The 22,446-nt window shown below is 64.6% G+C and carries 20 protein-coding genes and 1 pseudogene; 10 read left to right on the top strand and 11 right to left on the bottom strand.

Features of this window, described 5'->3' with window-relative positions; translation table 11 throughout:
• The first annotated feature begins 284 nt into the window (after positions 1 to 284).
• Positions 285 to 1,103, top strand: a complete 819-nt coding sequence (locus IEW24_RS24765; protein ID WP_188583593.1) for a hypothetical protein — start codon at positions 285 to 287, stop codon at positions 1,101 to 1,103.
• Positions 1,104 to 1,229: 126 nt separating this feature from the next.
• On the opposite strand, the gene IEW24_RS24770 is transcribed toward IEW24_RS24765, so the two are convergent.
• The 5 genes from IEW24_RS24770 to IEW24_RS24790 form a co-directional block, all read right to left on the bottom strand.
• The gene (locus IEW24_RS24770) at positions 1,230 to 1,403 is read right to left on the bottom strand and encodes a hypothetical protein (RefSeq protein ID WP_188583594.1); all 174 of its coding nucleotides are present in this window, start codon (positions 1,401 to 1,403) and stop codon (positions 1,230 to 1,232) included.
• Positions 1,404 to 1,593: 190 nt separating this feature from the next.
• Entirely contained in the window at positions 1,594 to 2,898 is a 1,305-nt protein-coding gene (gene gltA / locus IEW24_RS24775) for a citrate synthase (protein WP_188583595.1), read from the bottom strand.
• A gap of 111 nt (positions 2,899 to 3,009) precedes the next feature.
• Positions 3,010 to 3,666, bottom strand: coding sequence for a molybdenum cofactor guanylyltransferase MobA (gene mobA / locus IEW24_RS24780; protein WP_188583596.1), 657 nt, complete (start codon positions 3,664 to 3,666; stop codon positions 3,010 to 3,012).
• A 119-nt stretch (positions 3,667 to 3,785) separates the two neighbouring features.
• Positions 3,786 to 6,347, bottom strand: a complete 2,562-nt coding sequence (locus tag IEW24_RS24785; RefSeq protein ID WP_244644652.1) for a glycosyltransferase — start codon at positions 6,345 to 6,347, stop codon at positions 3,786 to 3,788.
• Positions 6,348 to 6,628: 281 nt separating this feature from the next.
• Positions 6,629 to 7,093: a hypothetical protein gene (locus IEW24_RS24790; protein ID WP_188583598.1), complete on the bottom strand. Its 465-nt coding sequence runs from the start codon at positions 7,091 to 7,093 to the stop codon at positions 6,629 to 6,631.
• Between the two features lie 266 nt (positions 7,094 to 7,359).
• Between IEW24_RS24790 and IEW24_RS24795 the strand changes: the two genes are divergently transcribed.
• Positions 7,360 to 8,976, top strand: a complete 1,617-nt coding sequence (locus IEW24_RS24795; RefSeq protein ID WP_188583599.1) for a glycoside hydrolase family 17 protein — start codon at positions 7,360 to 7,362, stop codon at positions 8,974 to 8,976.
• Positions 8,977 to 9,068: 92 nt separating this feature from the next.
• On the top strand, positions 9,069 to 10,085 hold the full coding sequence (locus IEW24_RS24800) for an energy transducer TonB family protein (RefSeq protein WP_188583600.1): 1,017 nt from the start codon (positions 9,069 to 9,071) through the stop codon (positions 10,083 to 10,085).
• A gap of 15 nt (positions 10,086 to 10,100) precedes the next feature.
• Here IEW24_RS24800 and IEW24_RS24805 read toward each other — a convergent pair whose 3' ends face one another.
• Complete coding sequence (locus IEW24_RS24805; protein WP_188583601.1) at positions 10,101 to 10,493, bottom strand: hypothetical protein; 393 nt, start codon at positions 10,491 to 10,493, stop codon at positions 10,101 to 10,103.
• Positions 10,494 to 10,636: 143 nt separating this feature from the next.
• Here IEW24_RS24805 and IEW24_RS24810 point away from each other — a divergent pair, with 143 nt between their 5' ends.
• The 7 genes and pseudogenes from IEW24_RS24810 to IEW24_RS24840 form a co-directional block, all read left to right on the top strand.
• Positions 10,637 to 11,395 (top strand): TonB family protein, encoded by a 759-nt coding sequence (locus IEW24_RS24810; RefSeq protein ID WP_188583602.1) that lies wholly within the window; start codon positions 10,637 to 10,639, stop codon positions 11,393 to 11,395.
• A 129-nt stretch (positions 11,396 to 11,524) separates the two neighbouring features.
• Positions 11,525 to 12,019: a TonB family protein gene (locus IEW24_RS24815; protein ID WP_188583603.1), complete on the top strand. Its 495-nt coding sequence runs from the start codon at positions 11,525 to 11,527 to the stop codon at positions 12,017 to 12,019.
• 121 nt (positions 12,020 to 12,140) lie between these two features.
• Positions 12,141 to 12,602, top strand: coding sequence for a TonB family protein (locus IEW24_RS24820; protein WP_188583604.1), 462 nt, complete (start codon positions 12,141 to 12,143; stop codon positions 12,600 to 12,602).
• An 83-nt stretch (positions 12,603 to 12,685) separates the two neighbouring features.
• Entirely contained in the window at positions 12,686 to 13,378 is a 693-nt protein-coding gene (locus IEW24_RS24825) for an energy transducer TonB family protein (RefSeq protein ID WP_188583605.1), read from the top strand.
• 161 nt (positions 13,379 to 13,539) lie between these two features.
• A complete protein-coding gene (glmU, locus tag IEW24_RS24830) occupies positions 13,540 to 14,886 on the top strand; it encodes a bifunctional UDP-N-acetylglucosamine diphosphorylase/glucosamine-1-phosphate N-acetyltransferase GlmU (protein ID WP_188583606.1) in 1,347 nt (448 codons plus the stop codon).
• 218 nt (positions 14,887 to 15,104) lie between these two features.
• Positions 15,105 to 16,928 carry a glutamine--fructose-6-phosphate transaminase (isomerizing) gene (gene glmS / locus IEW24_RS24835; protein ID WP_188583607.1) on the top strand — a complete coding sequence of 608 codons (1,824 nt, stop codon included), beginning with the start codon at positions 15,105 to 15,107 and terminating at the stop codon, positions 16,926 to 16,928.
• Positions 16,929 to 16,936: 8 nt separating this feature from the next.
• Positions 16,937 to 17,383, top strand: a pseudogene (locus IEW24_RS24840) (integrase core domain-containing protein); the annotation flags it as partial.
• Positions 17,384 to 17,492: 109 nt separating this feature from the next.
• Here IEW24_RS24840 and IEW24_RS24845 read toward each other — a convergent pair.
• From IEW24_RS24845 to IEW24_RS24865, 5 genes are all read right to left on the bottom strand, one after another.
• Positions 17,493 to 18,251 (bottom strand): sensor histidine kinase, encoded by a 759-nt coding sequence (locus tag IEW24_RS24845; RefSeq protein WP_188583608.1) that lies wholly within the window; start codon positions 18,249 to 18,251, stop codon positions 17,493 to 17,495.
• 226 nt (positions 18,252 to 18,477) lie between these two features.
• Positions 18,478 to 19,455 (bottom strand): hypothetical protein, encoded by a 978-nt coding sequence (locus tag IEW24_RS24850; protein WP_188583609.1) that lies wholly within the window; start codon positions 19,453 to 19,455, stop codon positions 18,478 to 18,480.
• 530 nt (positions 19,456 to 19,985) lie between these two features.
• Positions 19,986 to 20,423, bottom strand: coding sequence for a nuclear transport factor 2 family protein (locus IEW24_RS24855; protein ID WP_188583610.1), 438 nt, complete (start codon positions 20,421 to 20,423; stop codon positions 19,986 to 19,988).
• A 355-nt stretch (positions 20,424 to 20,778) separates the two neighbouring features.
• Positions 20,779 to 21,339: a cytochrome b gene (locus tag IEW24_RS24860; RefSeq protein ID WP_188583611.1), complete on the bottom strand. Its 561-nt coding sequence runs from the start codon at positions 21,337 to 21,339 to the stop codon at positions 20,779 to 20,781.
• A complete protein-coding gene (locus tag IEW24_RS24865; protein WP_188583629.1) occupies positions 21,336 to 22,349 on the bottom strand; it encodes a catalase family peroxidase in 1,014 nt (337 codons plus the stop codon). The genes IEW24_RS24860 and IEW24_RS24865 overlap by 4 nt, the downstream gene beginning before the upstream one ends.
• Positions 22,350 to 22,446: the final 97 nt, after the last annotated feature.

Consider the following 22,446-nt stretch of genomic DNA (forward strand, 5'->3'; position numbering starts at 1 on the left):
CACGTCCATGCCGGGCCGGGTTCACTCAGGGCCGGTTGCTTGCGCGTGTCGGGGGGATGGTGCCTGTCCGCAACCGGGGTGGCACGGAAGATGAAAGCGCATTCGGCTTCAATATTTTCATCACGGAAAAATTTGAACTGAATTCAAAATATGAAAATGAACGTCGAATATTTTAAAATTCATAAAGTATAGCAAGCTTGACCTTGTGCTTGGATGCGGCTTCACTGATTGGCAATGCGCAAATATTGCAAGCGATTAAATGTTTGATGTGGGAGGGTATCATCATGGCGTATGATGACGATACGCATATTCAGAACATCAACAATCCGGAGGCAAATAAATATTGCCCAAACAATAATCCGCTCATCGATTTTGCCGGCTACAAATGGTGGATCAATTACCATTGGAGCCAGAAGGACGGCACATATTTCTATGGAGATGGCGGGTCGTTCAATTCGATATTCGACCCAACGATCATCAAGGCAGATGGGCAAACCGTCCAGCTAGCTATTCGCAAGCCCTCGCCCGCGGATCCGAACCAGGTGTGGCGCACGTCGGAGATCGTTCTGGTCGATAAGCTCGGCTACGGGAAGTATCTGATTACGGCGGTCGCCGATAACGGCTCATTCGCCAATCTGGATCCTAAGGCCGTCTTCGGCGCCTTCACCTATCAATATTCCGAAGCGCCTCCGGAGCAGGGGCTGAACAAGCATCGGGAGATCGATGGCCTTGAGGTGCTGCGGGGCGGCGCCAGCAACGCCCAGTTCACGCTCCAGCCCTACGATCCGCCGCCGAACCCCGTCAAATTCTTCACCATCCCGCCGGATGTCGGGGTCCTGACGATGTATCTGCACTGGTTCGAGGAGAACGGTGTGCCGGTCTGTCATTGGGCGCTGTATTACAAAGATCTGGATCTCGGCGGCATCTCCCTGCTGGGGCCGGATCAGGCCTGGCAGGCACAGGGCTTTGAACATTACATCCCCCGGCACACGGCCACGAGCTGCGAGCGGTTCCACATCAATCTCTGGCTGATGTTCGGCAAGAACGCGACAGGACTCGAGCAATCGGTGACGGTGAAGCGCTTCCAGTTCGAGCCGGCCTGAGGTCGCATCCTCTTCCGAACGGGATGCGCCGGGCCTTGGCCCGGCGCTCGCGTTCGAACAAAAAAGGGCGCGGCCGATGCCGCGCCCTGAACCTTCGGCAGCACCGCAAGGGTACCGGCCGGACGCCTATTGGGGGCCGGGCTTCTTCGTGCTGTTCAACTGGTCCAGCGACATGGACGAGAACGGGCTGGTGAAGCCGCCCGCCACCTCGTTCAGCTCACCGTCCGAGAGGGGAGCCGGGCCGGTCGCCGGCTGTTCGGCCGGAGGCGTGACAGGCGTCTTTTCGGTCTCGTCGGTCATGCTGGTCCCCGTGCACGGTGACGGCCCCCGCGGGCCAGATGCAGCGGCAGCTTAGACGAAGATGCATCCTCTTCAATCGGTTTTGCCCTACCGCCAGCGGAAGGCGGGCCCGGAAACGAAAAAGGGCGCGACCGAAGTCGCGCCCTGATGGTTCGAGGGATGCGGGGCGAGCCCCGCTGCCCTCAGGTCCTCACTTGCGCTTGGACATCGCCACGTAGTCGCGGCGGGCGGCGCCGGTGTAGAGCTGACGGGGACGGCCGATGCGCTGGCCCGGATCCTCGATCATTTCCTTCCACTGGCCGATCCAGCCGACCGTGCGCGCGAGCGCGAACAGAACGGTGAACATGGCGGTCGGGAAGCCCATCGCCTTCAGCGTGATGCCCGAATAGAAGTCGATGTTCGGGTACAGCTTCTTCTCGATGAAATACTCGTCGCTGAGGGCGACGCGCTCGAGTTCCACGGCCACGTCGAGCAGCGGATCGTCCTTGATGCCCAGCTCCGCCAGCACTTCGTGGCAGGTCTGCTGCATGATCTTCGCGCGCGGGTCGTAATTCTTGTAGACCCGGTGGCCGAAGCCCATGAGGCGGAACGGATCGTTCTTGTCCTTCGCCTTGTTGACGAATTCCGGGATGCGATCCGGGGTGCCGATCTCGTTCAGCATCTTGAGCGCCGCCTCATTGGCGCCGCCGTGCGCCGGGCCCCACAGGCAGGCGATGCCGGCCGCGATGCAGGCGAACGGGTTGGCGCCGGAAGAGCCGGCCAGACGCACCGTCGAGGTGGAGGCGTTCTGCTCATGATCCGCATGCAGGATGAAGATCTTGTCCAGCGCGCGGGCGAGCGTCGGGCTCACCTTGTAGTCCTCGCAGGGAACCGCGAAGCACATGTTGAGGAAGTTCGACGAATAGTCGAGATCGTTCTTCGGATAAACGAACGGCTGGCCGATGTGATACTTGTAGGCCATGGCCGCCAGCGTCGGCATCTTCGCGATCATGCGGATCGAAGCGATGAGGCGCTGCTGCGGGTCCGAGATGTCGGTCGAGTCGTGATAGAAGGCCGAGAGGGCGCCGACGCAGGCCACCATGATGGCCATCGGGTGCGCGTCACGACGGAAACCGTTGAAGAAGCGGTTCATCTGGTCGTGAACCATCGTGTGACGGGTCACGGAGAAGTCGAAGTCTGCCTTCTGGGCTGCGGTCGGCAGTTCGCCGTACAGCAGCAGGTAGCAGGTCTCGAGGAAGTCGCCACCCTCGGCGATCTGCTCGATGGGGTAGCCGCGATACAGGAGAACGCCTTCATCACCATCGATATAGGTGATCTCGCTCTCGCATGATGCGGTCGAGGTGAAGCCAGGATCGAACGTGAACATCCCGCTCTGGCCGTAGAGCTTGGAGATGTCCATGACGTCGGGCCCAATGGTTCCCTTCTTGATGGGGAACTCCCAGCTCTTGTCGCCGACGGTCAGTTTGCCCGAAGTGGCGTTGTTGGTGGCGTCCATGAGGTCTCCCTTGAACTCGGGCCGAAAGGCTCTGCCTTTTCGCGGGCGCGAAAGGGCATCCGGGGCGCAGTCGTAAACCCTCCCTAAATTTGCCGCAAGCTCGACAAACGCTCAAAAAGACTTGCCTATTTCATGGGCAGTTGCGACCAGATCGTCGGGGGTGTTGACGTTGGCGAACGGGTCGAAAACCGTTGCGTTCCAAGCAACTTGCGTTGCGCCCTGCTCTTCTGTGAAGCGCCCCACGCGGCGCTCACCCGCTGCGAGATAAGCGTTCAGCGCATGGCGAAGCTTGATCGGCCATAGCGCCACGACGGGGTGGGTGCGGTCTCCGGAGGCGGCATGGGCCATGGGTGCCCCGGTAATGGCCCTCTCGCGGTGCAGTTGAGCGACCAGATCGAGGGGGATGAGGGGAGAGTCGGCGGGCGTCGAGACCAGCCATTCCACTTCCGGGGCCAGTCGCGCCACCGCTTCCATCCCGGCCAGAACCCCCGCCAGCGGGCCGGGGTAATCGGGCAGGGTGTCGGGCAGCACCGTGAGGCCGAAGGCGGCGAAGCGGGCCGGATCGCCATTGGCGGACAGCAGCAGGCGCTCCACCTGCGGCGCGAGGCGGGCCTGCACATGGGCCAGCAGCGGCCGGCCGGCGAGGGGAACGAGCGCCTTGTCCACTCCACCCATGCGTCGCCCGAGCCCGCCCGCAAGGATCAGGCCGAAAGTGCGGGGCAGGGGAGCGAAATCCTGTGCGGACGCTCGGTCGGTCGAAAGAGGCATGGCGGGCTCGCTGCGGTCCGGCCGTGGGCGCATGAAGGAGAAGGCGGACCCATCATAGCAAAACGCCCGGCCGGAGCCGGGCGTTCGCTTGTCACATCAGGGCGGCACGTGTCCCGGCCTCATTCCACCACGGGCGCGCGCAGGGTGCGCAGGCCCAGCTTGGCGCGGGCGGCGCGCCACACGGCGAAGTCGTTGAACTTGGAGCCTTCCGCCAGCCCGATGAGGGACGCCGCCAGGAAGGGCAGGCTCTGGATCACCAGCGCCAGGGCATAGAGGTCCACTTCGCGGATGGCGTGCCAGTTCTGCATGTGGACCGCGACACCGGCGGTGAACAGCAGGCCGCCGATCACCGTCTCCCAGAGGGCCGGGAAGGAGCGGGCGGCGCCCGCCAGCCAGTTGCCGCCCTTCGCCGTGCGGGCGAAGGCCAGATCCTTGTAGCGGAAGCCGTCATAGACCGCCTTGGCGACCGTGAACTGCACCGCCATGGCCGCGAAGGCGGCGCCCAGCATGCGCAGCGGCGTGGTGGCGACGCGCAGCCGGTACATGGCGATGAAGTGCAGCACATACACCAGGAAGGTGGCGATGATCGGCAGCGTCAGCACATGCGCCGGCACGGCGATGCCGAGGGCGAACACGAAGGGCACGAAGATCAGCGACAGGGCCGCCGCGACCGCACCCACCGACTCGGCGCCGAGCCAGGTCACCCAGCCGAGCACGAAGTGCCGGCGCTGGGCAGTGGTGAGGCGCGAGTTGCCCGGCAGGAACCGCCGCCAGTGCTTCTTGATGATCTGGAAGCCGCCGTAGGCCCAGCGGTGACGCTGCTTCTTGAACGCCTCGAAGGTGTCCGGCAGCAGGCCCCAGCCGTAGCGCTTGCGGGTGTAATGGGTCTTCCAGCCGTTCTCGGCGATGGTCAGGCCGAGGTCGGTGTCCTCGCAGATGGTGTCGGACGACCAGGAGCCGGCCTCCATCATCGCAGCACGACGGATCAGGCACATGGTGCCGTGGACGACGATGGCGTCTTCCTCGTTGCGCTGGACCATGCCGATGTCGAAGAAGCCGGCATATTCGGCATTCATCGCCTCATGCAGCGGGCTCACCGCGCCGTCGCGATGGTCCTGCGGCGCCTGGACGAGGCCCACGGTGGGGTCGTCGAAGCTCGGCACGAGGTCCTTCAGCCAGTCGGCATGCACCACATAGTCGGCGTCGATGATGCCGATGATCTCGGCGTCGTCGGCGGTGTGCTCGAGGGCGATGCGCAGGGCGCCGGCCTTGAAGCCCGCCACCTTCTCGGCGTTGATGAACTTGATGTGGGCGCCCAGCGTCTCGCAATGCGCGCGCACCGGTTCCACCATGGCCGGGTCGGGCGTGTTGTTGACGATGATGACGGCTTCGAAGTTCGGGTAGTTGAGGCGGGCCACGCTGTCGATGGTCTGCTTCAGCATCTCCGGCGGCTCACGATAGGCCGGGATGTGGATGGAGACCTTCGGGAAGCGGCCGGAATGGGCGCTGCGCTGGCTGTCGAGCATCTGGTTCTCGACCAGGCGCTTCGGCCGGCGGCCGAAGGCGACCGCGGTCAGTTCCTCGGCACGGTAGAGCACGCACAGCACCAGCGGCCCGAGCAGCAGCAGGCTCAGCGTCACGGTGATGTAGTTGCCGCCCGTCACATAGTGGGTCAGCCAGTAGTTGATGACGAGCGCTACCCAGGCACCCGCGCCATTGGCGGCGGCGGAAAGGGCGAGGCCCTGCTGGACCGTGACCGGCGCCCGCAGCATGGGCAGCGAGAACAGCACGCCGAGCAGCAGAGCGAGGATCGCCGTACGGCCATAGGTCTGCTCCACCAGCGGGCCGGTGAGCGGGAACTTCAGATGGCGCTGGGCATCCATGATGCCCCAGTACTGGCCGACCGAGCCCTCGAAGGACTTCCACGGCGCATCGAAGGCTTCGATGATGTTGTATTCGATGCCAAGCGCCTCGGCGCGAGCCGCGAAGGTGCGGATGACCTGCGCCTGCTTCAGCTCGCCGGGCACGGAGGCGTCGCGGTTATAGCCCGCGCTCGGCCAGCCGAACTCGGCAATCACGATGCGCTTGCCGGGATAGGCGGCACGCAGGCGGTTGTAGATGTCGATGGAGCGGTCCACCACCTGCTCGGCGGGGACGCCTTCCCAGTAGGGCAGGATGTGCGCGGCGATATAGTCCACCGCCGAGACCAGCTCGGGATGGTCCAGCCACACGTTCCAGATCTCGCCGGTGGTGACCGGCACGTTGGTCTGGCGCTTCACCTTGCGGATGAGGTCGGCCATCTCGGCGGCCGACTTCTCGCCGCGGAAGATGGTTTCGTTGCCGACCACCAGGCCTTCGACGTTGGAATTCTTGTGGGTGAGGTCGATCGCGTTGCGCAGCTCGCGCGCATTGCGGTCCTCGTTCTTGTCGATCCAGGCGCCCACCGACACCTTGAGGCCGCGCGCGGCCGCAATGGGAGGCGTCAGCTCGACGCCGCCGGTGGCGGAATAGGTGCGGATGGAACGGGTATAGGGCGCCACCGCGTCCACGTCGGCGCGAATTTGCGCCTCATTGGTCGCTTCGCCCGCATCCGGATCGGCGCCACGGCCGTAAGGAGCGAACGACAGGCTTGAAAACCGATCAGTGACCGCCGGAGCGTTCACCTCGGTTTTCATGGACATCCACATTGCGCCGTGAAACGCAGTCACAACCGCAATGATCGCCGCCGCAGCAGCAAGACCGGGACGCATGGCCAGACCCACTCGAAAGGGGAGACGAACCTCGGAACGCACGCATCAGACCACGGTTCCAGATCTGAAACGTAGGACACCCTTTCGACCTGCCCCGTCGGTCGGCACCGCCGTTTTTATGCGGCGATGCGATGAGACACTAAACGTCTCTTATCAATAGGTAAATGCAGACTGTGGCGGCCGTTCGGCGAGCCTGCGTCCGGCCAATGATCTTATTGTTGCGCAGGTGCAGCAACATAGTCGGGATTCACCCAGCACTGCTGCACGCGGCCGCCAAGACGCTCTTGCGTTTTTGGATCTATGTTGCCCTGGCGCACCAGGCAGCGGAACGCGAGCTTCAAATGCTCGGTCGGGCAGCCGAAACGCTCGTACAACTCCAGATGCCGCCGTGCAGTGTCGATATCGTCGCGCCACAACAGTGCGGCGATGCGACGGCCGGTCCACACGCATTCCGGGAGGCCGGCGGTGCCCGGCAACTTGGAGGCTTCCACGAACTCTTCCACCGAGCGGCGCTGCGCCTCGCGGGCGGCCTGCTGCTCGGGGGTGAGCTGCTCCGTCGCCGCAGGCGGCTTGGGGGCGTCGCCGGCCGGCTGGGTCTGGGCCGCGAGCGGGCCCGACAAGGCAATCAGAAAGGCACCCAGAAGAAGCGGGAAACGGAAGCTGTGCATGACGGCCATGGGGTTGGATGACTGCGGGGCGACGACGATAGGGCGCCGTTGCGAGGGCAAGTTAGAAGAAGGCTAACACTTTGTCAGCAAGTGGACACCAGCAAGCTTAAGACCGTTTGCGCAGTGGACAAATCGTGGCCGTACGGCGGCGGCGTCCCGCGTGCTCAAGGTCACGCCTGCGCCATGCCGGCGCCTTGCTGGCTTCACACTGGGCGTGTGAAGCTCTATGTCCCACTTCCCTTCCGTCGTCCCATCCCTGCCTTCCCGGAGTTCCCATGGCCGCGTCCTATCGGTTGCCGCTCGTGCTGGCCTTGATCGTGTCGGCGGCGGTGGTGGCGCTGTGGGCCTTCCTCGGGCGTCCGGTGGCCATGCCGCCGTCCCCGCTGGCGGCCGGCGAGAAGCTGCAGTGCGTGTCCTACGCCCCGTTCCGCGAGGGCCAGTCGCCCTTCACCAAGGGGCTGGTGATTCCCGAGAGCCAGATTGACGAGGATTTCGCCCAGCTCGCCAAGATCACCGATTGCGTGCGCACCTATTCGGTGGAGATGGGCCTCGACAAGGTGCCGGCCATGGCCCGCAAGCACGGGCTGACGGTGCTGCAGGGCATCTGGATCGGCGGCGAGACGGCGAAGAACAAGATCGAGATCGACACCGGCGTGCGCCTCGCCCAGCAGAATCCCGACGTCATCAAGGCGGTGGTGGTGGGCAATGAGGTGATGCTGCGCGGCGAGATGTCCGCCGCCGACATCTCCGCCGTGCTGCGCGACGTGAAATCCCGCGTGGGTGCGGTGAAGGTCACCTATGCGGATGTGTGGGAGTTCTGGTCGCGCGCCAAGTCGCTGGCGCAGGACGTGGATTTCATGACCATCCACATCCTGCCCTACTGGGAAGACCTTCCCGTTTCCGCCCGTGAGGCCGGCCCCCATGTGGATGCCATCCGCCAGCACATGGCGGAGGAATTCCCCGGCAAGGAAATCCTCATCGGCGAGACCGGCTGGCCGAGCGCCGGGCGCATGCGCGAAGGCGCGCTGCCGTCCCCCGCCGATCAGGCGCTGGTCATGCATGACCTCATGCGCCTCGCCAAGGAGAAGGGCTACCGGGTCAATGTGATCGAGGCCTTCGACCAGCCGTGGAAGCGGGCCAATGAGGGCACGGTGGGCGGCCACTGGGGCCTGATCGACGCCGGCACCCGCCTGCCCAAGTTTCACTGGGGCGAGGGCGTCACCAACCATCCCAACTGGATCGCCCACGGGGTGGTTGGTGTGGTCGCGGTGTTTGCGGCCTTCGGTGCGGCGCTTTGGGGTGCGCGCAAGCGTTCCAGCGCTGTGCCCACGGGCGATTGGCTGGGCGTTGCCGTGGTGGCGCTGGCCGGCGGGGCGACGCTGGGCGCGGCCTTCTCGGCTCTGCCGCTGGAGAGCCTCGGCGTGCTCGGCTGGACCCGCAACGGCGCCTTCGTGCTGGCGGCCATCGCGAGCCTGCTGGTCATCCCGGCCGCCATCGGCGCGGGCACCCGCTTGCCCAGCCTGTCGCTGGCGCTCGGCGGCACCTCGCGGGCGGGCGCTACGGGCCTCGCCATCGCCACCAGCGCGGTGCTGGTGCTGGCGGTGCTGGCCATCGGCGAAGTGGCGTTCGAGCTGGTGTTCGACTCCCGCTACAAGGACTTCCCCTATTTCCCGCTCACCCCCATCGCGGTGGCGGTGGCCGTACTGGCGATTCTGCGCCGGCCGGACGGCAAGGGCACGGGTCTGGCCGAGACCTTCATCTTCTTCGGCCTCGTGCTGGCGGGACTCTATATCCCGCTCAACGAGACGCTGAAGAACTGGCAGGCGCTCTGGTTCGGCCTCATCTGCCTGACGCTGGCCTTCACCCTGTGGCGGGTGCGCCGCTCGGCCTGACACGTCTTTTCCAACGGGATCAGGGAACGTTCAGGTCCGCTCGGGTTTTATCCGGGCGGAACGAACGGCCGAGGTCTCGCTGAATGACGTTTATGTCCCGCCGCCCAAAGTCCCGCATCGCCGCGCTTTCTCTCGCCGCCACGCTCCTCTTTTCCTTCGCCGCCGAGGCGCAGGCGCCGGCCCGCAAGCCGGTCGCGCCGCCCGCGACGAAGCAGGAATGGATGAACGTCGCCAACCAGCAACTGATGCGACGCCGGAGGATGCCGAAAGCGGCGGAGGACCAGCCGGGCCGTCACACCGTGTTGCTGGAGATGAAGGTGCTGAAGGACGGCACGATCACCTCTGCCGCCGTGCGGGAATCGTCGGGTGTCTATGTCCTCGACACCGCCGCCATGGCCATGGCCAAGGCTGCCTCACCACTGCCCCCGCTGCCGCCGGAGATGGGCGACGAGCACACCGTGACCGTGCCGGTAATCTATGAGGTGCTGGCCAAAGCCGAAGCCAAAGCCGGCGCCGAGCCCGCGAAGACGGCGGAAGCCGGCGCCAGCCCGCCGTCCGCCGCCCCGGCGAGCCCGGCCGCCGGCACCCGCGCCATCCGCGACGCGACGACGGGATTTGCGGCCGATCTGCCGGCACCGCTGACCTCGGCCGGAGTGGTGACGCAAAACCCCACCTCGGTGAAGTTCGGCGTCGTGAGTGAAACCGGCGCGCCGGCCCCGGCCCCCTCCGAGCGGCGGCTGTGCACCATCGGTCTCGCGGTGCCGGATCCCAAAAGCCCGATGACGCGCATGACGCAGGACCAGCTCAACAGCGACCAGTCGCTGGAGGCTGGCGCCACGCGGATGAAGCAGCAGGCCGCCTCCAGCGGACGGGCGGTGGAACAGGTACAGGCGCTTGCCTTTGCCAATGGCAGCGTGCGCGGCATCGAACTGCTGATCAAGCCGCCGGCCGGCCCGCGGCAGGACAGCACGCGGGAATATCTGGCGGTGGCCTATACGCCCCACGGCATGATGTCCGTGAACTGCATGCTCACGCGGGACAATTATGAGCAGGGGCTGGAGCTGTTCCGCGCCATGGCCCGGTCGGCGCGGATCGAAAAGGCGGGCTGAAACCCGCCTTTCCCCTCAGGCGGTGGCGGGGCCGGGACGGGCCAGCGACAGCAGAAGGATCATGGCGGCAACCGCGCCGGCCACATTGTTATAGAGCACGAGGCCGATGCCGGCGAAGGCCAGCGCGATGCCGAAGGTGATCACGTTCGGCCGCCAGAACTGGAGGACCGCCGCCACGATCGCGATGCTGCCGAACACGCTGTAGCCGAACAGCGCGATCACCACCTTGCGGGCCTGGCACTGGAAGGTCTGCAAGCCGCCTTCGCAGGCAAGGCCCACCACCGACGGCTCGATCACCATATAGCGCATGTACATGGCCCAACCCGTCGCCAGCAGCGTTGCGGCGATCAGCCAGTTCATGGCGCGGGGGCCGGGGCGGAAACTGGTGAGGCTGGAGAAGCTGGTCATGGGCTCGGCTGGCTCGTCCTGATGGCGGGCAGCGCCGCCTCCGGAAGGAGAGGCGCGCGGGTCATGCTGGCCCGACCTCATGGCATTGCCAAGGCCGGCTGGCAACCTTCGGCGGGGCGCCGGGCAGCGATGGATCGCCTCGATTGCTTGCGTGGCTAAATATCGCGCGCGCGAATTGTCTGCCTAGGAGCTGGATCATCGTTTGGGACTCCCGTGCGGCCTATCTCGGGTTCAGGGAGATTATTTCGATGTATCGCTCTGATGATGCTTCCATCATGTCCCGCCGCGCGCTCGTCGGGGGGCTGTTCGCGACGCTGACATTGACCACCGTCGCGTCCGCGCAATCCTTGCGTCAGCCCGCCACGCCCACGGCGAGGCCTGCACCCGCGCCCTCCTATGCCCCTACGCCCGCGCCGACCTACGCGCCCACGCCCACATATGCGCCCTCGCGCGACTATGAGCCCTCATCCACGCCGCCACGGAACCGGCAGGAATGGACCCTCGCCGCCTGGCGCATCATGGCCCACTATCAGGATGTGCCGGAGGACATGCCGGATCGCCAAGCCCGTCTTGAAACCCACGTCTCCTTCAAGCTGCGCCGGGACGGAACGCTGGTGGATGCGGACATCACCAAAAGCTCGGGCCGGCCGCAGCTGGATGACAGCGTGATGGGCATGGTGGCGCGTTCAGCGCCTTTCCCGCCGCTGCCGGATGACATGAATCCCAACCGCAGAATCAACCTGCCCGTGGTCTTCGAATATGTTCAGGATCCGGATCAGGAGCGCTACATCATTGATGCCGACAGCGCGCGCCAGACCCGGGAACTCATGGATCGCCGCCGCATCAGGAATGGGGGGTGGCGGCGCGGCGCGGGGCAGGGCTTGCGTCGCAACGTACCGTAGCTGGGTCTGGCGAGAGGGTATATCGCGCCGCAACACGAGGCATGGTATGGATGAAACACCGTGCGGGGGCCCGGCATCTGATGTGAAACGCCGGGGCACACGTGTCATGCCTTGTTTGGAGTGCCCCCAATGGTTTCGAGACGCGTGGTCGTCGGGAGCCTGTTCGCGACGCTGGCTCTGACGGCAAGTGCCTCCGCGCAGACCCAGTTTGCGCAATCCCAGCTTCAGCCTCCCCCCGCCCCCCGCAATCGCCGCGAGTGGGCCCGTGCCGCCTGGAGCCTGATGGCCCGGCATCGGGATGTGCCACGGGACATGCCGGATCGCGAGGCGCACTTCGAGGCCCGCGTCGCCCTCAGGCTGCGCCGCGACGGCACGCTGGTGGATGCGGACATCACCAAGAGTTCCGGCCGGCCGCAGCTCGATGCCAGCGTGATGCGCATGGTGGCGCGCTCCTCGCCCTTCCCGCCGCTGCCCGCCGACATGAACCCCGCCGAGACGATCATTTTGCCGGTGGTTTTCGAGTTCGTGCAGGATCCGGAGAAGGAGCGCACGGTGATCAATTCCGAGACGCTGTACCAGTCCCGCCGCCTCATGGACCGCCGCCGCGCCGAAGACCGGCTTTGAGCGGGGCAGGGCCGTATTCCGGCTTTCTCCGGATATCGAAACGGTCGAGCTTCCGCTAAAGGACGCATCATTGCATCGGCCGGCCCGCGTATGGGGCCGGCGAAGGGGTGGGGATCTCTTCATGCGTGGCGTGTTGCTTGTTCTGGCCGTCGTGTTCGCGGCCGTATCCTTTCGTGCAGACGCGGCTCCACCCAAGGTCTCGCCCAAACCTCCGCAGACGCTGGAGGAATGGAGGGACGCCGCGACCGCCCGCCTCAATGCCAAGAAGCGGGGCGTCCGCAATCCCGCGATCAAGCCCGGCAAGTATCTGGTCGTGCTCAGGCTGGCCGTGCTGAAGGACGGCCGGGTTGTCGGCGTCCGGATGCTGCAAAGCTCCACCAATGCCGAGATCGACAGCGCGGCCCTGCGGCTGGTGGCCGACGTCTCGCCCTTGCCGCCGCTGCCGCCCCGGAATGGCTTCCAGCCGGAGGCCTCATTGGTCGGTCTGCCGATCACCTATCACATCGAGGCACCGAAACCGGCGTCCAAGCGCAAGGCACGTACCGCGCAGGCCGCCAAGCCAGAGGCTGCCGCAGCCGAGTAGCTGCGTCAGCCCGTGCCGGCGTTGGCCGGCAGAGGCGTTCGGGAATGAGATTTTTTGCGAAGCTGTTGGTTGCGGGAGCTTTCATGCGTTCGATTTTCATTCTTCTTTTCGCTGTGATGCTGGCCGGCCCCGCCATTGCCGCGCCACCGAAGCGTCCCGCCACCGTCGAGGACTGGAGCAAGGCCGCCATTGCTCTGATCGTCACCCGCACGCCGGAACTGGCGAAGGCCGATGTTCCGGCCGGAAGCTATATGGCGCGGGTGCGCTTCACCGTTCATCCCGACGGCCGGATCGAAGGCGGGGAGATTGTCACCGCTTCCAGTGCGCAGGTCTTCGACGCAGCCGTGCTCAAGATGCTGGATCGTATGAAGCGCATGCCGCCCTTGCCGGAGGGCAAAGAGGCGATGGTGGTAACGCTGCCGGTCAACGCCATCATCCGCCCGCCGTCCGCGCGGTCCCGTAAGATCTCGCCGGAGACGGTCAGGTGGGAGGCGGCGGTGCGCGAGCACATGCGTCCCACGGCGCGACGCGTGCTCGATGACAGCATGCACCGGCTCAATCAGAATTTCAGCGCGCGCGTTCGCCTTCAGGTCAACCGGGACGGTACGTTGGCCAGCGCGAGCATTGCCGAGCCGTCGGGAAGTGCTTGGTTCGACAAGATCGTGCTGCAGTATGTGCGCGCGGCGTCATCCTTCCCCCCGCCGCCGCCTGAACTGCGGGCGCCCGTCACGTTCACACTGCCGATCTCGTTCTCGCGCTCTCGCATGGGGCCGTAGCGGGGCCAGGTTCGTGGCGCGGCCGGACTGTCGGTTGCCTTCCATTTCCGCATCCACGCCCCGTCCATCCCGCCCGTCCACCGTATGAAGGCGTAGGAACGCTTTCATCGGCCGGTAACGCGCTCTATGGAAAGTGAGTGGATGGCGGAAAAGGATAGGTCATGACCGAACGCAGCCTTCTGGTGGTGGTCCTCGCGGCGGGCGAGGGCACGCGCATGGCCTCGCGTCTGCCCAAGGTGCTGCACAGGATCGCCGGGCGGAGCATGCTCCAGCATGTGCTGGAGACCACCAGTGCGGCCGGGGCCACCCGCGTCGCCGTGGTGGTCGGCCCTGATCGCGAGGACGTGGCCGCTGAAGCCACCCGCGTGCGGCCCGATGCGCAGGTCTTCGTGCAGCGCGAGCGCCTCGGCACGGCCCACGCCGTGCTCGCTGCCCGCGATGCGTTCGCCAGCCCCGTGGACGACGTGCTCGTCCTTTATGCCGACACCCCGCTGCTGCGCCCCGAGACGCTGGCCGCGCTCCGTGCGCCCCTCGCCGACGGCGCGGGTGTGGCGGTGCTGGGCTTCCGCCCCGCCGATCCCACCGGCTACGGCCGCCTGCTGACGCAAGGGCCCGAACTGGTGGCCATCCGCGAGGAAAAGGACGCCACCCCCGACGAGCGCAAGGTGGACTTCTGCAATGCCGGCGTGATGGCGCTCTCGGGCGCGAAGGCGCTGGAACTGCTCGGCCGCATCGGCAATGCCAACGCCAAGGGCGAATATTATCTGACCGACGCGGTGGAGATCGCCCGCGCCGATGGCCTGCCGGCAGTGGCGACGGAAGCCGAGGTGGACGAGGTGGCCGGCGTCAACAGCCGCATCCAGCTGGCCGAGGCGGAAGCCATCCTGCAGGCGCGCCTGCGCCGGGCCGCCATGGCCGGCGGCGCCACCCTGATCGCCCCCGAGACGGTCTTCTTCTCCGCCGACACGAAACTCGGCCGCGATGTCATCGTCGAGCCGAACGTAGTGTTCGGCCCCGGCGTCACGGTGGAGGACGACGTGATCATCCACGCCTTCAGCCATCTGGAGGGCGCGCATCTGGAGAAGGGCGTGTCCATCGGCCCCTATGCCCGCCTGCGTCCCGGCACGCGGCTGGGAGCGGGGGTGCGCATCGGCAATTTCGTGGAGACCAAGGCGGCGATCATCGAGGCCGGCGCCAAGGTGAACCACCTGTCCTATGTGGGCGATGCTTCGGTGGGATCGGGCGCCAATATCGGCGCCGGCACCATCACCTGCAATTACGACGGCTTCTCCAAGCACAAGACGGTCATCGGCGCCGGGGCCTTCATCGGCACCAATTCCTCGCTGGTGGCCCCTGTGCGGGTGGGCGCGGGTGCCTATATCGGATCCGGTTCGGTCATCACCGACGACGTGCCCGACGACGCGCTGGCGCTCGGCCGGGGCCGGCAGGCGGTCAAGGCGGGCTGGGCGGCGGAATTGCGCGCAAAACGGACGAAGCCGAAGGCGTGAGCTGAGGTGTGAGGATCCGAAAGCGTAAGTGATTCAGTGATCCAGCCCGAAGCAGGCTAGAAAAACGCAAAAGGCCCGGTGCGGTCGTGGCGCCGGGTCATGTCAGCATGACGTTTGCGGAGAAGATGCGCGGACCAGCATTCCGGTTATCCTGAACCGCAAGCCTGTTCCGCACGTATCCTGTCCGTCAACGCGACCCTTCTGGAGTTTCATCCCCCATGTGCGGCATCGTCGGAATTCTCGGTAAGGGCCCCGTGGCCGAAGACGTGGTGGACGCCCTCAAGCGCCTGGAATATCGCGGCTACGATTCAGCCGGCGTCGCCACGCTGGAGGATGGCCACCTCGCCATCTGCCGGGCCGAGGGCAAGCTGCGCAACCTCGACCAGAAGCTCTCCCGCCACCCGCTCGGCGGGCACAGCGGCATCGGCCATACCCGCTGGGCCACCCACGGCAAGCCGTCCGAGCGCAATGCCCATCCCCATTCGGGCAAGAAGGTCGCGGTGGTCCACAACGGCATCATCGAGAATTTCCGCGAGCTGAAGCAGGAGCTGATCGCCGGCGGCGCGCACTTCCTCTCCGACACCGACACCGAGGTGGTGGCGCTGCTGACCGACCGCGAACTGCGCGCCGGCCGCTCGCCGGTGGAGGCGGTCGCCGCCGTGCTGCCGCGCCTGAAGGGTGCCTTCGCGCTCGCCTTCCTGTTCGATGGCGAGGACGATCTGATGATCGCCGCCCGCAAGGGCTCGCCGCTGGCCATCGGCTATGGCAACGGGGCCATGTATCTGGGTTCGGACGCCATCGCGCTCGGCTCGTTCACCGACGACATCCTCTATCTGGACGAAGGCGACTGGGCGGTGATCACCCGCGCCGGGGCCGAGATCCGCGACCTGACCGGCGCGGTGGTGCAGCGTCCCCGCGTGAAGGTGCCGGCCGGCGCCATGATGGTGGACAAGGGCAACCATCGCCACTTCATGGCGAAGGAGATCTACGAGCAGCCGGAGGTCATCCCCCACACCTTCGGCCATTATCTCGATCTTGAGAACGAGCGCGTGGCGCTGCCCGAGCTGCCGTTCGATCTGGCTGGTGTCAGCCACATCTCGATCACCGCCTGCGGCACCGCGCTCTATGCCGGCGCCATCGCCGAATACTGGTTCGAGCGTTTCGGCCGGGTGCCGGTGAACATCGATATCGCCTCCGAATTCCGCTACCGCGAGACCCCGCTCCAGCCGGATGGCGTCACCATCGTCATCTCCCAGTCGGGCGAGACGGCGGATACCTTGGCCTCCCTGCGCTATGCCAAGGAGCAGGGGCAGAAGGTGATCGCGGTGGTCAACGTGCCCACCTCCACCATCGCCCGCGAGGCGGATGCCGTGCTTCCCACGCTGGCCGGCGTGGAGATCGGCGTTGCCTCCACCAAGGCCTTCACCTGCCAGCTGGCGACGCTTGCCTGCCTCGCGGTGGCGGTCGGCCGGGCCAAGGGGCACCTTCAGGACGAGGACGAGCGCAAGCTGGTGCGCGCCATGATGGAAGTGCCGCGTCTGATGACCGAGGCGCTGACGCTGAGCCCCGAGATCGAGCTGCTCTCCCGCACGCTGGCGAAGGCGCAGGACGTGCTCTATCTCGGCCGCGGCACCAATTATCCGCTGGCCATGGAAGGCGCGCTGAAGCTGAAGGAGATCAGCTACATCCACGCCGAGGGCTATGCGGCGGGCGAGCTGAAGCACGGCCCCATCGCGCTCATCGACGAGAAGATGCCGGTGGTGGTGATCGCGCCCTATGACCGGGTGTTCGAGAAGACAGTCTCCAACATGGAGGAGGTGGCCGCGCGCGGTGGCCGCATCATCCTCGTCACCGATCCCAAGGGGGCGGAACTGGCCAATGTGCCGGCCATGCAGAAGCTGATCCTGCCCGAGATGCCGGCCACCGTGGCGCCGCTGGTCTATTCGATTCCCGTGCAGCTCATCGCCTATCACACGGCGGTGCTCATGGGCACCGATGTTGATCAGCCGCGCAATTTGGCAAAGTCCGTCACGGTGGAGTGAGGCCGTACGTGATCGACGAGTTCACACGGGAGTGCCTGGCAATCCGTATCGACCGCTAGCTCAACTCGACCGCGGTCATCGACGTGCTGACGGACCTGTTCGTGCTGCGGGGCGTGCCGGGGCATGTTCGTTCTGACAATGGCCCGGAATTCATCGCCAAGGCGGTGGGGGACCGGATCACGGCGGTTGGAGCCCGCAGGGCTTTCATCGAACCGGGCTGTCCGTGGGAAAATGGGTATTGCGAGAGCTTCAACTCCAAGCTCCGCGACGAACTGCTCGATGGCGAGAGCTTCTACAGTCTGGTCGAGGCCAGGATCGTCATCGAGAGCTGGCGCCAGCACTACAGCACCGAGCGGTCGCACTCCGCGCTCGCCTACAAGCCTCCGGCCCCGACTGCCATCGTGCCGCCGGTGCCCCCAACGTCAAATGCGGCCGAAAGGCCGACAATGCATTAGACTCAAACTGGACCACTCAATAGGGGCAGGCCAGGCAAGAGGGCCCTCAACGGTGACTGGTGTTCTCTAGTCGTAGCGCAAATGTCGCCATTCTCTGTACTTCGCACAGCTACGTACTTGAAGGTTGGCCTGCGAACGAGGCGGTAGAGCCGGTAGCGCGGGCGGCAGGAATGATGAAATGGAATGCGCTGCCATGAGGCTCTCTGGGGGATGCCCAGAGGCAACCACCGTGGGCCTCGATTATCGCTCGGCAGATGGCAAGACCCAAACCTGTGCCCTCTTCCTTGGTGGTGAATAACGGGTCGAATATGCGGTCGATATACATTGGGTCGATGCCAAGCCCGGAATCTTCCACTGAGATGAGGAGATCCGCGTGCTCGTTGGATCCTGTCCTGATGCTCAATATGCGGGGGCGGTCTGTGCCGGGTGCGATCGCCTCAATCCCGTTAGTGACGAGATTACCGATGACGCGATGCAATTGAAGTCGGTTGCCTTGGCACGTCGGGAGCCCCTCGGCCAGATCGACCTCAACGGTGATACCGTGACTCTGGAACGCGCTGGTCATCAGCGTGACGAGATCGCAGACAATCTGGTTGATCTCCGCGCCCTGTAATACGGCATCGGTTGCAAGGAGCTCTCCGCTAAGGTCCTTGATTGCATCGGCTGTCCGATGGCAATTTCGCACGATTCGCTCGATGCACAGGCGGGCTTCAGAAGCATCAGCAGAGCCCTTGTTCATCCAGCGCAACGCCGCTTCGGCATCCGCCAGCATTGCGGTGAGCGGCTGCCGCATTTCGTGAAGCATCTTCAATGTGTCGAAATGCGAAAGAGCCAGCCCTGTATCGGTCTGGGGCATGACACCACCCATGACGGCACCCTCCTGGCGGTCGCCCGCAATTGCTTTCCAATTGCATCGTTCTTGCACCTTGCCACCCGCAAAAACATTCCCCCTAGGGGGAAGTTGCTGAAGATTTCTGAGATCTGCTCTCGTTGCGGCAGTAGAAAAGGGCATGCGGGAGCGACGGGTGCCGGGCCTCAATGCTTTCGGAAAGAGGGTAGTTGGTATGACGTTGCGTCATTTCTTGCAGACACCATCACGTGAAGTGTCTCGCGAGTTGGTCCCACGAGTTCACGCCCGTGGTCCTATAGATGACTGCGAGGTGCTTTTTGAGCGCTTCAGGGCCCACGCCTGAGGAGGTGAGGCTTCCGGCGCGTGATCCACCGAGTGCTGCATCCAAAGCGATGGAACGCTGCAAGGGAGATAGAGGCAGGTCAAGGAGCGTCTCGATGATCTTGAGAGGCTTGGATCGCTGCACCTCAAGTGAGATGAGGGCCTGAGGTTCGCTCCGCCCGTCCGGCGGATAAATCCTGTTGGCTGTCGCCTGAAGACGCCCGAGTGAGATGTCGAAGCTCAGGTGGGCTACCGCCGAGGTTTCCAGCCGTTCGCATAGCACTCGAGCAAAGCGTGGGGGGTGAGTGGGTGCTGAAGCAATGCGGATATCCTGGCCAACGAGGGTGCATGCCCTGAGAAGCACATGTCCCTGCTGGTCGAGCATGAGCAGTCTCTCACCTGCACGGTCTACGAGCAGATGGCCGCGTAAGCCTGACCCTTCCCACCCATCGTCGGGGCCTGACGTCTCGATCGCCCTGCGGAGGTAGGGAATGGCCTGAGCGAGTTTGAAAGCGTCACTGTCGCCAAACGGCCTTCGTTCCTCTCGAAACAACAGCACGACCGCACGCGGCCGTCCCTCGACGTCCACTCGCATGTCGAGCGCGTGATAGTGCCCGCTTGGCCGGACCAGAAGATTGAGGGTATTCGACCGCAGGTACTCCGGTTGAGGGTTCAGCAGTCGCCCGATCGGTCGGCCAGGCGTGCCGGCAATCTGCGAGACGTTGATCTCCCCTGGGCCCATGAAGAGCCGCTCATATTCATTGACGAACAGGTCCAATGCGGAATCAGAGGCGCTCTCGTGAAAGACCCCCGCGGGCTTGCTCTCATGGTCGAGCCAGAAGACGGAAGCGGCATCGGCGCCCACAATCTCTCGCAATGTGCGGCAGATGGCGGGTGCCATCGGCACCAGTCCGGCTCCCGAGCGACAAATGAGGTCAAGTTTGTGCCATTTGCGCTTGCCGGTGAGAGTCAGGGGGGCGTCATCCGCATGCGCCACTTTCGCGTGCCTTCCGTGCCGGTTGGGGCGCACTCCGGGGAGCTACCCTTTTCGTTCAAGTGAGCGAGGAGAAAGGTCAGGGCGTGCTCAGGCTTCTCCGTATGAAGCTGTCTCACATATTGCGTGTGGTGGTAGCATATGGTGCGGCCTGCGCTCCATGCCCCCTGCCACTTGGCACCGCGATAGACGCTGGCTTGTGGATGCCGGACACAGCGACACCACCATTGGACTCGCAGTCCGTCCCCCACGGCAGGATTGAAGCTTGACGGCACGCGGCGTGCCTTTGAGCCGACGCTTTCGGCCTTGTGGACAAGGCCGACTTACACGTTTCCGGAAATGGGGGCGCCGCTTTGTGCTGCAGGACCGACGCGAGGGCGTCAGTTGGCCACGACAAGGCTGATAGGCCATGGTCGAGTTAGGGGGCGGCTCCAATCCTATTGGAATGAAGCTGCCAGATTTCCCAGCACACCTAACTGGCCGAGAATGATCGTGGCTGCGGAGTAGCAGTGAAACGACTTCACCTTGCCGTTCTCGAGATGAAAGAGGTCGCAGCAGGGAGCGTGCATTTCCTTGCCCGTGGGAGCGATCGTCCCTGCGGGAAGCGCAAGCGGTCCCGACTGGGTTCCGTTCAGGGTGAGTTCGACGATGACCCTGTTACCCGTTATGTAGAAATTGCCGAGTTCCCGGTGCATGTCGTGGAACGCGGCACCATAGATCTCAACCGTGTCGCCAATCTCCGCACCGTAGTACTTTTTGCCTGCCGAGACGTCCCAGAAGTATCCATCATCGGCGAACAGGGCGACAAAGGCCGCAACGTCCTTGACCTCCGCCGTGCGGTAAAGCTCGCGGATGATTTCCTCGTTCGTCGGCATATGAAATCCCTCTTGTACGATGTCGGGGTGGGGAGGCCAAAGAGCGTGTGCGCCTGAGTTCATGATGACCGAGAAGTCAATAGGGCCACTGCCTTGCGCCCCCGGACGGGATCAATCAACACAGGCCTGACGGTATCCACGCCTGTCCCATAGAACGATGTGCGTTCTTGCGGAAGCTGCACATTCTTGCTCCGAAGTGTCCTGTTCGACGGAGCGAGAATTGCGGTTCCGGAGTGGCAACCGTTGGAGCGTCTCTACGCAGCCTGGCGGCTGGCGTGAGATGGATCGGCGTGATGGCATATCCGCGCGCGAGCGCCGCCGCACTCCGGGCATGATGGAGCAGGAAGAGCCCCCTTCACTCGGCCGGGGGGATCTCGCTTCGCGAGGGGACGGGAGACATGCTCTCGAAGACGCCGTCTCGCCTGATGAGGCCGTGGAAGAGCGCGGCTGCCACATGCAGGAGCACGGTGGCGAAGAAGGCGAATGCCAGGCAGCGATGGGCATTCCAGAGATAGGAGTGAAGGAGGTCACTCTGGGGGAGGATGGGCGGAAGCTGTATATGGCCGAACAGCACCACGGGATATGCCGCCGCCGACATCATGCCCCATCCGATCAACGGCATAGCAATCATCAGGGCATAGAGCAGATACTGCGAGGCATGGGCACCGAGCTTCATGGGCTCCGGCAGATCTGCGGGCAGGGGCGGGGTTCCGGCCACCAGTCGGACCACCAGTCGTATCGCAGCCAGCACGAGAATGATGATTCCGACAGTCTTGTGGGTTTCGAGCAGCGGCAGGTACTTCGGGGTCACGGTGGAGAGCATTCCAACGCCAATGAAGAGCATGGCCAGGATCATCGCGGCCATCAGCCAGTGGAGCAGTCGCTGGAGCGGGGAGAAGCGTTTCCCGATGGTCATTTCTGGATCTCCTCGGCGGGAAGCTGATAGGGATAATCCTTGGCCTCGGAGGTCCGCAGATTGTACGAGCGGGCATAAGCAGACGAGCGTGCAGCCGGAAACGGATCGTCGGAGACGCTCATGCCGTCGGGCAGTATGGTGGGATCGAAATTCAGATCCCGGCACGGCCCATCGCGCTCCTGCTCAATACGACGGACGATGAGCGTTCCAACCTCGACACTCGGACGGGCTTCCGGCCACGGCTTGCTGGGATCGTTCGTCGGATCATCTGGCTCGGCCAGCGTCACGCGCATCTTCCATTTCTGGGGTGCTGCCGCGACCCGGCTGGTGATTTCCCGCTCGAGATAATCCGGTGCCAGTTTGGCCAGGGCTTCCTGTGTCGTCGGGACGATTGGGGCCTCCGGTTTCAAGGACCATCGCACGGGGCGGGAGATACCGGCGGAGTTCGTGAAAATGAATGCGTTCAGGCCATTGAATGAATCCTCCGCATAGCTGGAGGTCCATGGGGCAGACCTGGCCCACGTCGCGAAATTGGTGAACTCGGGGTGCGCGGTGGTGAACGCCTTCATCGCTCCAGGCGCCTTGCTCTTCAAGACATTCTGCATCTCGTAGAAGCCTTGCGGTGTCGATACGGAGAAGAAGGGAGGGTTGATCATGGCGGTGCGCCACACCTGGCCGCCGGGCGTCGTGATCTGGAGGCCCATGCCCCGAACCCGGACCGTAGCATCGGGCGCATTGGGGTTCGGTGTGCCGAGGTTGAAGCGCCCGACGATGGGGAAATCGCCGGGCGTGAAGACCTGTGCGCGGGAGAGTGCCTGACCTGCGCCATTCGCGACGAAATCGCCGGTGAAGCAGATGCCCTTGGCGTGGTTGCGGCGATGGCCCAGCGCATGACCCCCCGGTGGTGCCAGCGCCGAGACCAGCTTGGCGGGTGTCAGCCTGTCGGGTGATAGCCAGCCGGCGGTGTAAGCGAAGGCGCAGGCACTGATGCCGAGCACTGCACCGATCATCGCGAAGCCGAGCACAATGGTCTGCGGTCTTGGTGAAGGCTTAGAGGGCGTTTGAGAAGGATTCCCAAGACGGGTTTTGCGTGATTCATAGGCCGTC

It is taken from the genome of Azorhizobium oxalatiphilum, from assembly GCF_014635325.1.
Taxonomy (GTDB): Bacteria; Pseudomonadota; Alphaproteobacteria; order Rhizobiales; family Xanthobacteraceae; genus Azorhizobium; species Azorhizobium oxalatiphilum.